At 70.4% G+C, this 15947-nt stretch carries 13 protein-coding genes; 6 read left to right on the top strand and 7 right to left on the bottom strand.

Features of this window, described 5'->3' with window-relative positions; translation table 11 throughout:
• The first annotated feature begins 35 nt into the window (after positions 1 to 35).
• The 3 genes from BN1187_RS03720 (at position 36) to BN1187_RS03730 (ending at position 4815) form a co-directional block, all read left to right on the top strand.
• Positions 36 to 2600, top strand: coding sequence for a glycogen/starch/alpha-glucan phosphorylase (locus tag BN1187_RS03720; RefSeq protein WP_040158839.1), 2565 nt, complete (start codon positions 36 to 38; stop codon positions 2598 to 2600).
• Between the two features lie 86 nt (positions 2601 to 2686).
• On the top strand, positions 2687 to 4378 hold the full coding sequence (locus BN1187_RS03725) for a glutamine--tRNA ligase/YqeY domain fusion protein (protein ID WP_040159897.1): 1692 nt from the start codon (positions 2687 to 2689) through the stop codon (positions 4376 to 4378).
• A gap of 2 nt (positions 4379 to 4380) precedes the next feature.
• Complete coding sequence (locus BN1187_RS03730; RefSeq protein ID WP_040158841.1) at positions 4381 to 4815, top strand: YdeI/OmpD-associated family protein; 435 nt, start codon at positions 4381 to 4383, stop codon at positions 4813 to 4815.
• Between the two features lie 78 nt (positions 4816 to 4893).
• Here the strand turns inward: BN1187_RS03730 and BN1187_RS03735 are convergent, their stop codons facing one another.
• From BN1187_RS03735 to BN1187_RS03755, 6 genes are all read right to left on the bottom strand, one after another.
• Entirely contained in the window at positions 4894 to 7419 is a 2526-nt protein-coding gene (locus BN1187_RS03735) for an ABC transporter permease (RefSeq protein WP_082034475.1), read from the bottom strand.
• On the bottom strand, positions 7416 to 8171 hold the full coding sequence (locus tag BN1187_RS03740) for an ABC transporter ATP-binding protein (RefSeq protein WP_040158843.1): 756 nt from the start codon (positions 8169 to 8171) through the stop codon (positions 7416 to 7418). The genes BN1187_RS03735 and BN1187_RS03740 overlap by 4 nt, the downstream gene beginning before the upstream one ends.
• Before the next feature lie 141 nt (positions 8172 to 8312).
• Positions 8313 to 8738, bottom strand: a complete 426-nt coding sequence (locus BN1187_RS03745; protein ID WP_040158846.1) for a DUF3151 domain-containing protein — start codon at positions 8736 to 8738, stop codon at positions 8313 to 8315.
• A 65-nt stretch (positions 8739 to 8803) separates the two neighbouring features.
• On the bottom strand, positions 8804 to 9427 hold the full coding sequence (locus BN1187_RS03750) for a CPBP family intramembrane glutamic endopeptidase (protein ID WP_157754730.1): 624 nt from the start codon (positions 9425 to 9427) through the stop codon (positions 8804 to 8806).
• 35 nt (positions 9428 to 9462) lie between these two features.
• The gene (locus tag BN1187_RS14970) at positions 9463 to 9585 is read right to left on the bottom strand and encodes a hypothetical protein (RefSeq protein WP_261795246.1); all 123 of its coding nucleotides are present in this window, start codon (positions 9583 to 9585) and stop codon (positions 9463 to 9465) included.
• A 5-nt stretch (positions 9586 to 9590) separates the two neighbouring features.
• On the bottom strand, positions 9591 to 10538 hold the full coding sequence (locus tag BN1187_RS03755; protein WP_040158848.1) for an aldo/keto reductase: 948 nt from the start codon (positions 10536 to 10538) through the stop codon (positions 9591 to 9593).
• 376 nt (positions 10539 to 10914) lie between these two features.
• Between BN1187_RS03755 and BN1187_RS03760 the strand changes: the two genes are divergently transcribed.
• Entirely contained in the window at positions 10915 to 12150 is a 1236-nt protein-coding gene (locus tag BN1187_RS03760) for an FAD-dependent monooxygenase (protein WP_235750582.1), read from the top strand.
• A gap of 43 nt (positions 12151 to 12193) precedes the next feature.
• Positions 12194 to 12622, top strand: a complete 429-nt coding sequence (locus BN1187_RS14810) for an FAD-dependent phenol hydoxylase family protein (RefSeq protein WP_235750612.1) — start codon at positions 12194 to 12196, stop codon at positions 12620 to 12622.
• Between the two features lie 119 nt (positions 12623 to 12741).
• On the opposite strand, the gene BN1187_RS03765 is transcribed toward BN1187_RS14810, so the two are convergent.
• Positions 12742 to 14211, bottom strand: coding sequence for an NAD-dependent succinate-semialdehyde dehydrogenase (locus tag BN1187_RS03765; RefSeq protein WP_040158851.1), 1470 nt, complete (start codon positions 14209 to 14211; stop codon positions 12742 to 12744).
• A gap of 128 nt (positions 14212 to 14339) precedes the next feature.
• Here BN1187_RS03765 and BN1187_RS03770 point away from each other — a divergent pair, with 128 nt between their 5' ends.
• On the top strand, positions 14340 to 15890 hold the full coding sequence (locus BN1187_RS03770; protein ID WP_157754732.1) for an MFS transporter: 1551 nt from the start codon (positions 14340 to 14342) through the stop codon (positions 15888 to 15890).
• Positions 15891 to 15947: the final 57 nt, after the last annotated feature.

A 15947-nucleotide genomic window follows, 5' to 3' on the forward strand; every position in this document is an offset into this window, starting at 1 on the left:
TCGACCGCCCCCCTGGGGCAACTAGGTTGGGGACCATGACCGAGACTCCACAGTCGAGCATCCCCGGACCCGCCGTGGTCCCGGCGGACGAAACGCCTACGACCGAGGTCCACGCCTACGGTCCGCCCGAGCCGCCGACCCACCCCCTTGCGCTCGCCCCGGTGGGCGCGCCGCCGTACTCCGTCGACGGCTTCGTCAAGGAATTTCTGCACGAGCTCAACACCAACCAGGGCGTGACGCTGTCGCGCTCCAGCGTCAACGACCAGTACCTGGCGCTGGCGTCCACGGTGCGCAACTACCTGATGGCGCGCTGGCTCGAGACGAGCCGTCGCATCCAGGAGAGCGGCGCGAAGACGGTCGGCTACCTGTCGGCCGAGTACCTGCTGGGACGCCAGCTCGGCAACGCGCTTTTGGCCACCGATCTCAACGACATCGCCGCGAAGGGCCTGGCCGCCTGCGGTCTCGACCTGCCCACCCTGCGTTCCCAGGAGGTCGAGCCCGGCCTGGGCAACGGCGGCCTCGGACGCCTCGCGGCCTGCTTCATCGACTCGTTGGCCACCTTGAGCGTCCCCTGCATCGGCTACGGCATCCGCTACGAGTACGGCATCTTCCGCCAGACGTTCGTCGACAACCGTCAGGTCGAGAAGCCCGACACGTGGCTCTCGCTCGGCTCGCCGTGGGAGTTCCCCCACCCCGAATCCGCGGTGCAGGTCAACTTCGCGGGCCACACCGAGACCTACGACGACAACGGCGTCCAGCGCACCCGTTGGGTGCCCGACTGGAACGTCCTCGGTGTCCCCTACAACTACATGGTCCCGGGCTATCTCAACGGTCGCGTCAACACGCTGCGCCTGTGGTCGGCCCAGGCGACCAAGGCGTTCGACCTGGAGATCTTCAACGCCGGCGACTACGCGCAGGCCGTCCGTGCGCAGACGTTCGCCGAGAACATCTCCAAGGTGCTCTACCCCGAGGACTCCACGCCCCAGGGCAAGGAGCTGCGCCTGCAGCAGCAGTACTTCTTCGTGGCGTGCTCGCTGCGCGACTTCATCGACGACCAGGGCCCCGACTTCGACCTGCACGAACTGCCCAAGCGCATCATCTTCCAGTTGAACGACACCCACCCCGTGATCGCGGTGCCGGAGCTCATGCGCATCCTCGTGGACGAGCACAAGTGGGAGTGGGACGAGGCCTGGGACGTCACCCGCCAGTGCTTCGCCTACACCTGCCACACCCTGCTGCCCGAGGCGCTGGAGGTCTGGTCGACGGAACTCCTGGGACGCCTGCTGCCGCGGCACCTGGAGATCATCTACCGCATCAACGAGGAGTTCCTCGCCGACGTCCGCAAGACCTACCCCGGCGACGAGCCGCGCGCCCGCCGCATGTCGATCATCACCGAGTACCCCGAGCGGGGCGTCCGGATGGCCTACCTGGCGTCCGTCGCGGCGACGAAGATCAACGGCGTCGCCGAGCTGCACAGCCAGCTGCTGCGCGACAAGGTTTTGCCCGACTTCTCACAGCTGTGGCCCGACAAGTTCACCAACGTGACCAACGGCGTCACCCCGCGCCGCTTCGTGAAGATGGCGAACCCGAAGCTGTCCGATCTCATCAACGACGCCGTGGGCACCGGCTGGGTCACGGACCTCGATCGGCTGCGCGAGCTGGAGCCCTACGCCGAGGACCCGGACTTCCGGGAGCAGTTCCGCGCCGTCAAGCGGTGGAACAAGACGCGCCTGACGAACCTGCTGCGCAAGCGGGACGGCATCGAGCTGCCCGAGGGACACATGCTCGACGTGATGGTCAAGCGCCTGCACGAGTACAAGCGCCAGTCCCTGAAGCTGCTGCACGTGGTGTCGCTGTACGAGCAGGTCGTCTCCGGCAAGATCAAGGCCTCCGACGTCCTGCCGCGCACGGTCGTCTTCGGCGCGAAGGCGGCCCCGGGTTACAAGATGGCGAAGGAGACGATCTACCTGATCAACAGCGTCGCCGAGACCATCAACGCCGACGCGCGCGTCGAGGGACGTCTCAAGGTCGGCTTCCCCGCGAACTACAACGTCACGTTGGCCGAGAAGCTGATCCCGGCGGCCGACCTGTCCGAGCAGATCTCGCTGGCGGGCATGGAGGCGTCCGGCACCGGCAACATGAAGTTGGCCCTGAACGGCGCCCTCACCGTGGGCACCGACGACGGGGCGAACGTCGAGATCCGCAAGCTGGTCGGCGACGACAACTTCTTCCTGTTCGGCATGACCGAGCCACAGGTCGCGGAGCTGCAGGCGAAGGGCTACAAGCCGGACGACCTGTACGCCAGCAACGAGCAACTGCGCGCGACGATCGACCTGATCAGCTCGGGCGCGTTCTCCCACGGCGACCCGCACGCGTTCGACTCGTTCGTGGCGAACCTGCTGCACCAGGACCGCTTCATGGCGCTGGCCGACTTCGATGCCTACGTCGCGGCGCAGGGCGAGATCGAGAAGGCGTACCTCGACGAGGACCGCTGGACGCGCTCGGCGATCCTCAACGTGGCCCGCACCGGCTACTTCTCCTCCGACCGATCCGTCCGCGATTACCTCAAGGGCATCTGGCACGCCGAGCCGCTGATCTGACCGGCGCGGCGGAAGACCGTCACGGGGGTGGGGCCACGACCCCACCCCCGTTCTTCGCGCCCAGCGCCCATTGCTAGCCTGTGCGCATGACCGAACCGACCGTGCCTGCCACCAACGACTTCATTCGCGAGACCATCCGTCGCGACAACGAGGCAGGGACGTTCGGCCAGCGGGTGCAGACCCGTTTCCCGCCCGAGCCCAACGGCTACCTGCACATCGGGCACGCCAAGGCGATCGTGCAGGACTTCGGGGTCGCCGAGGACTTCGGCGGCGTCTGCAACTTGCGCCTGGACGACACGAACCCGGGAGCCGAGGAGGCCGAGTACGTCGGCTCGATCGTCGACGACATCGCCTGGCTGGGCTACACGCCGGCGTCGATCGTGCACGCGTCCGACTACTTCGAGCAGCTGTATGCCTGGGCCGAGTACCTCGTCGAGCAGGGCAAGGCGTACGTCGACGACCAGGACGGCGAGACGATCTCCGCTCAGCGCGGCGGCTTCGGCAAGCCGGGCGTGAACTCGCCGTTCCGCGACCGGACGCCGCAGGAGAACCTCGACCTGCTGCGCCGCATGCGTGCGGGCGAGTTCCCGGACGGCTCGAAGGCGTTGCGGGCGAAGATCGACATGGCGCACGAGAACATGTGGCTGCGCGACCCGGTCATGTACCGCATCCGGCACCTGACGCACCACAACACCGGCGACACCTGGTGCATCTACCCCACCTACGACTGGGCGCACGGGCAGTCGGACGCGATCGAGGGCGTCACCCACTCCATCTGCACGCTCGAGTTCGAGGGGCACCGGCCGCTGTACGACTGGTTCCTCGAGCAGTTGCCGCTGCCGTCCGACCAGCCGAAGCAGCTCGAGTTCGCCCGGCTGGAGCTGACGCACACGATCACGTCCAAACGCCGGCTGCGCAAGCTGATCACCGACGGTGTCGTCGACGGCTGGGACGACCCGCGCATGCCGACCCTGCGCGGGCTGCGCCGTCGCGGCTACCCGGCCCGCGCGCTGCGCGACTTCTGCACCGCGATCGGGACGACCCGGACGAACAGCCGCAAGGCGATCGAAGAGCTCGAGTCGTACGTGCGCCGTGAGCTGAACAAGACCGCGCAGCGCCGCATGGTGGTGCTGCGGCCGGTCAAGCTGGTCATCACGAACTGGCCGACGGACGCCGACGGCAACCCGGTCGTGGAGTACTTCGAGCTGACGAACAACCCGGAGAACCCCGCCGACGGCGTCCGGGAGGCGGCGTTCAGCGGCGAGCTGTTCATCGAGGCGGACGACTTCGCCGAGGTGCCGCCGCCGAAGTTCTTCCGGCTCTCCCCCGGCCGCGAGGTGCGGCTGCGCGGAGCGTACTTCGTCACGGCGACGGACGCGGTCAAGGACGAGGCGGGCAACGTCGTCCAGATCAACGCGACCTACGACCCGGCCACCCGGGGTGGGGACGCCCCGGACGGACGCCGCGTGAAGTCGACGATGCACTGGGTCTCGGCGGCCCACGCCGTGGACGCGAACGTCGCGCTCTACGACCGGCTGTTCACCACCGAGGTTCCCGGCCGCGAGACCGGCGAGCCGCTGGACGACCTCAACCCCGCGTCGCGCGAGCTGCTGACCGGCTGCAAGGCCGAGCAGGCGATCGCCGGCACCGAGCCCGGCGAGGTCGTGCAGTTCGAGCGGCTGGGCTACTTCGCGCTCGACCCCGACGAGCCGATGCTGTTCCACCGCACAGTCGGCCTGCGCGATGAGTGGGCCGCGGCGCAGAAGCGAAAGGGCTGACCATGAAGCTGACAGCGGACGTCGAGGCGATCAACGCGTCGAACGTGGCGTACATCATCCCCGACGACGTCGTCGCCGAGCTCGGCAGCAGGCGTCCGAAGGTCGTGGTGACCGTCAACGGGCACACGTGGCGCTCGTCGATCGCCAGCATGGGCGGCCGCTTCCTGCTCGGGCTGACCAAGCAGCAGCGCGCCGACACCGGCATCGAGCCGGGACCGGCGCAGCCGCTGGAGATCGTCCTGGACACCGAGGAGCGCACCGTCAAGGCGCCGGACGACCTGGCCGCCGCCCTGGCCGAGGACGACGCCGCCGCCCAGCGTTGGGCGGGGTGGAGCTACACCCGGCGCAAGGAGGCCGCGGGGCAGCTCACCTCGGCGAAGAAGGACGAGACCCGGGCCAGGCGTCTCGCCACGATCCTCGCGGAACTGCGCGGGTAGAGAGCGGGCCCAGGGCGGTCGGCGTCAGGAACTCGACGACTGACACGACCAGACCCGCTCCCCAGGCCGCGGTGGCGGCTACCCGTCGTCGCGGGCAAGCGCCGCGGCCGGCGCGGTGGCGGCGGCGCGGCGTCCGGGAAGCACCGAGGCCAGCCACCCGGCGAGGACGGCGAGCGCCAGCACCAGCGCGATCTGCTCCCACGGCATCGCGACCACGACCGCGAACGAGCCGCCGAGCAGGCAGTAGGCCCCCAGCACGCCGTAGCCGATGCCGAGCAGCACGCCCAGCACTGCCCCGACGACGGCCAGCAGGACGCCCTCCCAGCCGAGCATGGCCCGCACCTGGCGCTTCGTCATGCCGAGCGCGCGGACGAGCGCGTTCTCGCGGCCGCGCTCGATCACGCCCAGGCTGAGCGTGTTGGCCACGCCGACCAGGGCGACGATGACCGCGATGGCCAGCAGCCCCGCGGTGATGCCGAGCAGCACGCCGAGGAGCTGCCCGTAGAACTCCCGCTCCATGCCGCCGGTCTCGACGGAGGCGTCCTGCAGGCCGGGCAGCTTCTGGATCCCCGCGACGATTTCATGGCCATCCACTCCTGCGCGCTGCGGCGATCCGAGCGGGGCGAACTTCACCAGGACCGCATCGTGGCCGCTCCGGCCGGCGAGCCTGGCGAACGTGGCCGGCGTCAGCAGCGACAGCTGGAGGTTCCCGGTCACGCGGACCCGCAGCGCGTGCGACCCGCCGCCCTCGACGGACGCGGTGACGCGCTGGCCGTCCCGCAGCCCGAACCGATCCGCGCGGGACTGCCCGAGCAGCACCTCGTCGTCGGCGAGCAGCGGCCCGAGGTCGGTGCGGTTGGCGACGCGGTCGAGCTGCGCCGGAGTGGCCGCGTAGAACGTCATGGGCTCCGCGGCCCCGACCGCGGCGTCCACCGTCCCCACCCGCTCCGCGGCCTGGACGCCGGCGACGCGCGCGATACGGTCCTGTGCGTCGGCGGGGAGCCGCTCCGAGGAGGACACGATCACGTCGATCGGCCGCCGCGAATCGAGGTCGCGGGTCAGCGACACCTCGGCGGTGCGAGCGCCCACGGCCATCATCGTCATCAGCGTGGTGCCGATCAGCAGCGCGGCGATCGTCGCGGCGCTGCGGCGGGGGTGCCGAGCGGTGTTGGCGGCGGCCAGCCGGGCGGGCGCGCCGCCGAGGCGTCCCGCGACCGCGCCCGTGAGGCGTCCCAGCGGGCGGGTCACCACCACGAGACCGATCAACACGCCCGTGAAGCTCAACACGCCGCCGGCGACGCCGGTCAGGATGCCGGCCTCCTCCCGGTGACGCAGCGACAGCGTGACCCCGGCGCCCAGCGCCACCGCGCCCGTCGCGATCAGGACGAGGCTGACGATGCCGCGCCACCCGAAGCGGGCCGCCGTCTGGGGCGGCTCGGGGCGCAGGGCCTGCAGCGGCTTGACGCGGGTGGCGGCCCTGATCGGCCCGACCGCCGCGAGCAGGGTGACCGCCAGCCCGGCCGCCACCGGGGCCAGCACGGAGGTCGCGCTCACCGGCACCGGCAGGACGCCGTGGAGCCAGCCCGCCGCCGCGGCACCCGCCAGGACGAGCTGGACGATGAGGTGGCCCAGGGCCATCCCGATCAGCGAACCGACGAGCCCGACGGCGACCGACTCGCGCAGCACGACCGCGCGCACCTGACGCCGGGTGGCGCCCACCGTCCGCAGCAACGCCAGGGACCGGGTGCGCTGGGCGACCGTGACCGCGAAGGTGTTGGCGATGACGACCGCGCTCGTGACCAAGGCGACGACGACGAAGACACCCAGGACGAGGGCGAGCGAGCCGAACCCGGCCAAGGTGGCCTTGATCTCCTCCTGCCGGATCTCGTCGGCCAGGCTGACCCGCCAACCGGACGCCGTGTCCTTGACCAGCGTGGCGGGGTCGGTCCCCGCCGGCACGGTGGCCAGCCAGGTTTCGCTGCCCGCGGCGCCGAACGTGGGCAGGGCCGCCTCGCTCAGGAAGCCGGTGTGGTAGCCGTCCAACAGCGCCGTCAACGTGCCGGAGCGGGCGATCCCTGAGACCGTCAGCGCCGGGGTGGCAGCAGTCGCCCCCGGTCCGTCCACGGTCACGCGGTCCCCGACGCCGACGCGCAGGGCCTCCGCGGCGGACGCGTCCAGCAGCACCTCGGTGGGCGAGGAGGGCAGCGCGCCGGACTCCAGCGCCGGCGGGGCGACCTCGGCGGGGCGCGCGGTGAAGCCGACGGTCACGGGGTCGCTGACGGCGGCGCTCGTCAGCGGCAACGCCAGCATCACCTGCGGCCACAGCTGCGCGAGACCCGGGACGTCCGGGCGGCCCGCGCCGGTCGCGCCCTCGTCGGTGATCACGAGTTCGGCGCCGGCGTAGCGCTCCTCGACGCTGGCGGTCATCGCGAGCTGGATGAGGTTGGCACCGAGCACCATGATCGCGACGAAGGCGGTGGACAGGGCGATGGCGAGGCCGGCCGCCACGTGCCGGCGCCAGGGGGTGAGCCGCAGGCGGCGGCGTCCGGGTTTGGGGGCGGGCGGACGCTGCGGGGCGCGGGCCTCGACCGTGGCGGCGCTCATCGGACGTCGCCCCGGATCGCCTTGACCTGCAGCACGTGATCGCTGGACACACGTCCGTCGACGAGGGTGATCACCCGGTCGGCGCGCGCGGCGGCCTCCTTCTCGTGGGTGACCATGATGACGCTCTGGTCGAACTCGTCGACCGACAGCCGCAGGAAGTCGAGCACCTCGGCCGAGGTCGCCGAGTCGAGGTTGCCGGTCGGCTCGTCGGCGAAGACCACCGCGGGGGTGGTGATCAGCGCCCGCGCGATCGCGACACGCTGGCTTTGCCCGCCGGACAGCTGCGAGGGCAGGTGGGTGAGCCGATCGCCGAGGCCGAAGGCGGCCACGATCGAGTCGAAGAGGTCGCGGTCGACGCGCTTGCCGGCCAGGTCGAGCGGCAACAGGATGTTCTGCTCGGCGGTGAGCATCGGCAGCAGGTTGAAGCTTTGGAACACGAACCCGATGCGCTCGCGGCGCAGCACGGTTAGCGCGTCGTCGTCCAGGGTGGTGATCTCGGTGCCGTCGACGACCACCGAGCCGCCGTCGGCCGCGTCCAGCCCGGCGAGCACGTGCAGCAGCGTCGACTTGCCCGAGCCGGAGGGCCCCATGATCGCGGTGAACGCGCCGCGGCGGATGTCGAGGTCGAGGCCGTCGAGCGCGGTGACGGCGCGGTCGCCGGTGCCGTAGGTGCGCCGCACGCCGCGAGCCTGGATGACGGCCGGGCTCGCGGCGTCGGCCCGATCGATGAGGGAGGTGGGAAGCGTTGTCATGCCCCCACCCTTTCGCACAGGCCCACGCGGCTCCCAGGGACCCTGGTGTGCGCCCCCTACGACTACGGTCTAAGCGTTCTCATAGCCAGCTCTACCGCCGGACGTTGCAGCCCGCCACGGCCGGCCCGTGGCGGGACGATGTCACCGGCCCTCGGCCTCGATCGCGGAGCGCGCCTGCGGGTCGGACTCGTCGAGGAAGGCCGAGATGCGCTGCACCTCGTCGGTCTCCCCGATCGCGGCGGCCGCCCGGCCCAGGGCGTACAGGGCGCGTAGGAAGCCGCGGTTGGGCTCGTGCGACCACGGCACCGGCCCCGCGCCCCGCCAGCCGGCGCGACGCAGCGCGTCCAACCCGCGGTGGTAACCGACCCGGGCGTACGCGTAGGAATCGACCGTGCGGCCTTCATCCCACGCCTCGTCGGCGAGCAGCGCCCAGGCCAGCGAGGACGCCGGGAACGCCGCGGCCAGGTCGACGGGCTCGTCGCCGGCGTCGTAGCGCGCCATCACCTCGGTCTCTTCCGGCAGCAGCGTCGGGTCAGGCCCGACGAGGTTCTTTCCCACCAACGACATCTGTGCTCCTTCGTGCGCGGACGCCCCCAGTCAAGCAGACGCGGCCGACAGTCCGCCGGGCGCGGTCAGCCCTGCATCGCCAGGAACAGGGACGGCAGCCCCAGCCCCAGCACGTCCAGCACCCAGTGGGCGATGACCAGCGGCCACAACCGGCGGCGCCACCACAGCAGGGCCCCGAAGATCAGCCCCGCGAAGAACGTGGTGAAGAACCGCGATGCGGCGAAGCCGACCGAGACCGGGGCGAGCGCGATGTGCTGGATGCCGAACAGGAACGCGACGACGAGCCAGGCGGCCCAGCGTCCCCAGCGCAGCGTGAGCAGGTGCTGCCCATAGCCGCGGTAGAGCAGCTCCTCGGCCAGGGCGATGGTGGCCGGCATCACGATCAGGCTCAGCCACCCGAGCCACAGGGGGACGGACGGAGCGCTCGTGTCGCGCGGGGGCGGGCCGTGGTACACGATGAGGTTCGCCAGGAAGTTCGACGCCGCAAAGCCGACGACGAGGATGACCGAGAACAGCAGCCCCCAGCCGAGGTCGGCGAGCGTGAACCGCGGCAGGAGGTCCCGCAGCGAGAACCCGGCCCGCCGCAGCAGGGCCGCTACCACCGCGATCGTCACGATGTCGACGACGACGATCGTGGCGTTGTTGTAGTAGACGCCCAGGCCGGTCCCGATCAGGATCCCGCTGCTCACCAGCAGCAACGCGGTCCGCAGGAACAGGGGCAGGATCAGCCAGCGAGCGGCAGCCGGGACGCGGGCGTCAGGTCGCGTCCGCCGAGGGAGCCGGCGACGGGCTTCGGCGCCGAGGACTGGCCCGCCACGGCCGAGTCCTGAGATAAGGGATTGTGCATGGCGGTCATTCAAACAGTTCGCCGATGCGGTCCACCAGAGAATCCGGCAGCCGAACGTCTCCGGCAGCGACATTCTGCTCGACCTGCTCGACGCGCGTCGCTCCGGCGATCACGCAGCTCACCGGGTCCTGCGCGAGCAGCCAGCCGATGCTCGCCTGCACCATGGTCAGGCCGGCCTCCTCGCAGAGCGCACGGTAGGCGTCCAGCTTGTCCCAGTCGACGTCCTCGAGCTGCTCCGGGCGCTGCGTCAGCCGACCCTCGCCGCCGGAGCGGCTGTACTTGCCGGATAGTAGCCCCGACTTCAGCGGCAGGTACGGCAGGAAGCCCAGCGCCAGCCGCCGGGCCGCGGGCAGGACGCCGGCCTCCGCGTCCCGGTGCAGCAGCGAGTACTGGTCCTGGGCGGTGACGAAGCGGACGAAGCCCTCCTCGCGGGCGACCCGGTCGGCCTCCTCAAGCTGGTCGGGGCTGAAGTTCGAGCTGCCGACGCAGCGCACCTTGCCCTCGGCGACCAGGCGGGTCAGCGCGGCGAGCGTCTCGGCGATCGGAGTCCCCTCGTCCGGGGTGTGCATCTGCAGCAGGTCGATGCGGTCGGTTCGCAGGCGCCGAAGCGACTCCTCGACCGCGTGCCGCACGTAGCGCTCCCCGCCCTTGGCGCCGTACTCGTCGTAGCCGGGGATCTGGAGCTGCCGATGGCCGAACTTCGTCGCCAGGACGACCTTGTCGCGGTAGCCGTCGCGCAGCGCCACCCCCAGGAACTCCTCGGAACGTCCCGGCTCGCCGCCGTAGACGTCCGCCCCGTCGAAGAACGTCACGCCGGCGTCGATCGCGGCGCGGATGACGGCGGAGCTACCTTCCTGCGTCTCGGTCGCGGTTCCGGGGCGCGAAAAGTTGTTGCAGCCCATCCCGACGACGCTGACGAGGAGGTCGCTGCTTCCGAGGGTCCGTTGCTCCATGGGCGACACCCTAGGGGACGAGCCCCGCCTCGCAGCACCCCTGCGCCGCCCGAACGCTCTCGGGACGCTGCCCCGAGGCGCACCGTTGTCCGGGGCCGGAGCCTTGCCCTACTCTCGAATCATATATGATTCTGTACACGGTCGCGACGGGACCCGCCGCCCAAGGCTCGCAGTAGCAGCCACCCACAACGCAGTGAGGAGCGACTCGTGCAATTCCACCACCATGGCTACGTGTCCGGTGACCCGCGGATCTCTGCCCCCGCGGGGACGGGCATCGACCGCCCCCAGGAACTTCCCGACGAGATGGACGTCCTGATCGTCGGCGGCGGTCCGGCCGGCATGCTGACGGCCGCGCAGCTCTCCCAGTTACCCCGAGTTGACCACGCGCCTTCTCGAGCGCCGCCCCGGCCGCCTCGAGATCGGCCAGGCGGACGGCATCCAGGCCCGGTCCGTCGAGACCTTCCAGGCCTTCGGATTCGCCGAGCGCATCATCGCCGAGGCGTACCGCATCACCGAAATGTGCTTTTGGAAGCCCGACCCCAACGACCCCGCCACCATCGTCCGCAGCGCCCGCACGCCCGACGACGAGACCGGCATCTCCGAGTTCCCGCACCTCATCGTGAATCAGGCCCGCGTGCTGGACTACTTCGCCGAGTCGGCCGAGCGCGGGCCGGCCCGCATCACGCCCCACTACGGCTGGGAGTTCAAGAAGCTCACCGTCGAGGACGAAGGCGACTACCCCGTCAGGGTGGAGCTCGCCGGCTGCGCCGAGCACAACCAGGGCGTCGAGCGCACCGTCCGCGCCAAGTACGTCCTGGGTGCGGACGGCGCGCACAGCCGCGTCCGGGACAGCATCGGCGCGCGGCACTTCGGCGACGTCGCCAACCACGCGTGGGGTGTGATGGACGTCCTCGCCGTCAGCGATTTCCCCGACTACCGCACCAAGTGCGCGATCTCGTCGCAGGCCGGCAGCATCCTGCACATCCCGCGCGAGGGCGGCTACCTGTGCCGCATGTACATCGATCTCGGCGTGGTGTCGGCCGACGACAACAAGGCGGTCCGCAAGACCCCGATCGAGACCATCATCCGCAAGGCCAACGAGATCCTGCACCCCTACACCCTGGACGTCCGCAACGTCGCCTGGTGGAGCGTCTACGAGGTGGACCACCGCGTGACGGACCCCTTCGACGACGTCCCGGTCGACCAGGCCGGCGAGAAGCTGCCCCACGTCTTCATCGCCGGCGACGCGTGCCACACCCACTCCGCCAAGGCCGGCCAGGGCATGAACGTCTCGATGCAGGACGGCTTCAACCTCGGCTGGAAGCACGGTCAGGTGCTGACCGGCCGCAGCCCCGAGTCACTGCTGTCGACCTACAGCCAGGAGCGGCACGTCATCGCGCGCAACCTCATCGAGTTCGATCGCAAGTGGTCCTCGATCATGGCCGTCAACGCGAAGGAGCTTGAGGAGCCCGCCGAGGAGTTCTACGTCAAGACCTTCGAGTTCCCCGCCGGCTTCATGACCCAGAACGAGCCGTCGATGATCGTCGGCGAGGCGACCCACCAAGAGCTTGCGGCGGACTTCCCGATCGGCAAGCGGTTCAAGTCGCGTTAAGTGATCCGCATCAGCGACGCCAACCCGGTCCAGCTGGGGCCATCTGCACCGGGCGGACGGCCGCTGGCGCCTCTACGCCTTCGCCGACGGTCCCTTCAAGAACACCCCCAAGCTCGATGCCTTCGCCCAGTGGCTGGGCTCGGCGCACGACTCCCCCGTCGTGGCGCACACCCGGCCCGACGAGGACGCCAACGCGCTCTTCGACGTGAAGGTGATCTACCAGGCCCCGTACACGAACGTCGTCATCCCGCAGGTGCCCGACGCGTTCAAGCCGATCGTCGGCCCGTTCGAACTCGTCGACGTCAACGAGATCTTCGCCGCCGCCGACCGCGACGACATCTTCGACGTCCGAGAACTCTCCCGCGACGGCGTCCTGGTCGTCGTCCGTCCCGACCAGTACGTCGCGCACGTCCTCCCGCTGGACGCCAACGAGGAGCTGGCCGCCTTATTCAAGCCGATCTTCCCCGTCTGACCACCCAAGACGACGCGGGCGGCGCCCCGGTGCGGGGCTGCCGCCCGCGTCGCCGTCTCGTCCCACGCAGATGCGAAGGGCGGCGCTCCACTCGGAGCGCCGCCCTTCGTGATCGTCGGTCAGAGGCTGCGGAACGGATCCGGGAGGCTGACGTAGACGGTCTCCAGGTACTCCTCGATGCCGTCCTCTGAGCCTTCGCGGCCCATGCCGGACTGCTTCACGCCGCCGAACGGGGCGGCCGCGTTCGACAGCAGCCCGGAGTTGATCGCGATCATGCCCGCTTCGATGCTCTCGGTGGCGCGCAGGATGCGATCGGGGTCCCGCGTGAAGACGTAGGACGCCAGGCCCACCTCGGCCCTGTTCGCCATCTCGAACGCCTCCTCGTCGGTGGAGAAGGTCGTCACCGGGGCGACCGGGCCGAAGATCTCCTCGTCGAGGATGGTGGCCGACCGGCTGACGTTCGCCAGCACCGTGGGTTGGTAGAACCAGCCGGCGCCCTGCTCCGGGCCGCCACCGGTCAGCGCGACCGCGCCGTCGGCCTTCGCCGCCTGAACCAGCTCGTCGATGCCCTCCCGCGCCGACTCGGAGACGACCGGGCCGATGTCGGTGGCGTCGTCGAGCCCGGCGCCGACGGTCAGCTTGTCGAACCGCTCGGAGAGCTTGCGGGCGAACTCGTCCGCGACCGATTCGTGCACGAGGAAGCGGTTCGCCGCCGTGCACGCCTCGCCCATGTTGCGCATTTTGGCCACCATCGCGCCGTCGACGGCGGCGTCCAGGTCGGCGTCGCCGAAGACGAGGAACGGTGCGTTGCCGCCCAACTCCATCGACGTGCGCAGCACGTTGTCGGCGGCCTGCTTCATCAGCGTCTTCCCGACCTTGGTGGAGCCGGTGAACGACACCTTCCGCAGCCGCGGGTCGGCGATCAGCGCGTCCGAGACGTCGTGCTTGACCGACGTCACGATGTTGACGACGCCCGCGGGGACGCCGGCCTCCAGCAGCATCTGGCCGAACAGCAGCGCGGTCAGCGGGGTCAGCTGGGCCGGGCGCAGCACGACGGTGCAGCCGGCGGCCAGGGCCGGCGCGACCTTGCGCGTCGCCATCGCCAGCGGGAAGTTCCACGGGGTGATGAGCAGCGCCGGGCCGACGGGGCGCTTGGTCACGAGGTGCCGGGACGTCCCCTCGGGGGCCGGGCGGTACCGACCTGCCACGCGGACGGCCTCCTCCGCGTACCAGCGCAGGAACTCGGCGCCGTAGGTCACCTCGCCGCGGGCTTCTGCGAGCGGCTTGCCCATCTCCAGCGTCATGACCGTGGCGAGCTCGTCGGCCCGCTCGGTGACGAGTTCGAAGGCCTTGCGCAGGATCTCCGACCGCTCCCGCGCGGGGGTGCGGGCCCAGGACCGGCCGGCCGCGGAGGCGGCGTCCAGGGCGGCGAGGCCGTCCTCGACGGAGGCGTCCGCGACCGCCGCGAGCCGCTCGCCGGTCGCCGGATCATGGACGTCGAACGTGCCCCTGCCGCCGGCGCGCCACTCGCCGTTGATGAGCAGGCCGTACGGCTGCGCGGCCGGAAGTCGGACGTCGGTGTCACTCATGAATCTGTCCTTCCGAGAAATGTCTGTGCGAACCACTCGACTGTCTGTATATCAGATCGTATATGATCTCGTACATAGTCCAGTCGGGTAAGGCGGATACCCCCAGCCTGACAGTTCAAGGACGAGCTATGGAGAACATCGTCGAAACCGGAACCGGTCTGAGGCCGGGCAAGGTGATCGCCGTTCACCTGAGCTACCCCTCGCGCGCTGCCCAACGTGGGCGCACCCCCGCGGCGGCGTCCTACTTCCTCAAGCCGAGCAGTTCGCTGACCGGCAGCGGCACCGTCGAACGCCCCGAGGGCTTCGAGCTCCTCGCCTACGAGGGCGAGGTTGCCCTGATCATCGGGACGGCCGCCCGCCGCGTCGCCGTCGCGTCGCTCGTCGGCACCACCGTCGAGTGGTACGACTACTTCATCTATGCGAACGCCGCGGCGCTCATCTTCGGGCCGCAGTTCTTCTCGGCGGTGCCGAAGGAGAACCAGTTGCTCATCTCGTTCGCGACCGTCGGCATCTCGTTCCTGTTCCGCCCGCTGGGCGCGGCCGTGGCCGGCCACTTCGGTGACCGCATCGGCCGCAAGAAGATGCTCTTGCTGACGCTGCTGATGATGGGCGGCGCGACGGCGCTGATCGGCGTCCTGCCGCCGGCCGCATCGATCGGCATCTGGGCCCCGGTCCTGCTGGTGGTCCTGCGCGTGGTGCAGGGCTTCTCGGCCGGCGGCGAGTGGGGCGGCGCGGCGCTGATGGCCGTCGAGCACTCCCCCGCCGACAAGCGCGGACGCTTCGGCGCCTTCCCCCAGATGGGCGTGCCGCTCGGCATGCTGCTGGCGACCGGCTTCCTCGCGATGCTGTCGGTGTTGCTCTCCCCCGAGGCGTTCATCGCGTGGGGCTGGCGCATCCCGTTCCTCAGCTCGCTGGTGCTGATCGCGGTGGGCCTGTGGATCCGCCTCGGCGTCGAGGAGTCGCCGGTCTTCAAGGACATCTCGGCGCACGACGACGAGGTCAAGATGCCGCTGGCCGAGGTCTTCCGGTTCAACGGCAAGCAGGTGCTGCTCGGTGCGCTCGTCGTCGCCGGCAACGGCGTCGCGGGCTACATGGCGACCGGCGGTTTCATCCTCGCCTACGCCACCACCGCCCTGGAGATGAGCCGCCCCGTCATCCTCAACCTCGTCACGCTGGCCTCGGCCACCTGGATCCTCACGACCGGGATCGGCGGCCTGCTCTGCGACCACCTCGGCCGCGTCCGGGTCTACCAGATCGGGTTCGTGCTGCAGTTGCTGTGGGTGTTCCCGCTCTTCATGCTCGTCAACACCCGCAGCATCGTCTGGATCGCCGTCGCGCTGATCGTCCTGACCATCGGGCTGGGCCTCACCTACGGCCCGCAGTCGGCGCTGTTCGCCGAGATGTTCCCGGACCGCATCCGCTACTCGGGGGCCTCGATGGCCTACGCCGTCGGCGCCATCCTCGGCGGCGCGTTCGCGCCGATGATCGCCCAGGCGCTGCTGGACAGCACGAAGAGCACCACGTCGATCTCCGCCTACCTTTTCGGCGTCACCCTGCTGGGCCTGATCGCGACCTTCTTCATCAAGGACCGCACCGGCAAGCGTCTCGACAAGGACGCGATGGACATCCCGGGCGCCGCGGAGCTGGAGGAGTCGCTGCGCGCCAGGCGCGTCGTCTGACAGCACACGATCGAGGGGCCGGACGCGGGGAGCGTCCGGCCCTTGTCAGTGCCGCGT

Source organism: Nigerium massiliense (genome assembly GCF_000826085.1).
In the GTDB taxonomy this organism is placed as follows: domain Bacteria; phylum Actinomycetota; class Actinomycetes; order Propionibacteriales; family Propionibacteriaceae; genus Propioniciclava; species Propioniciclava massiliense.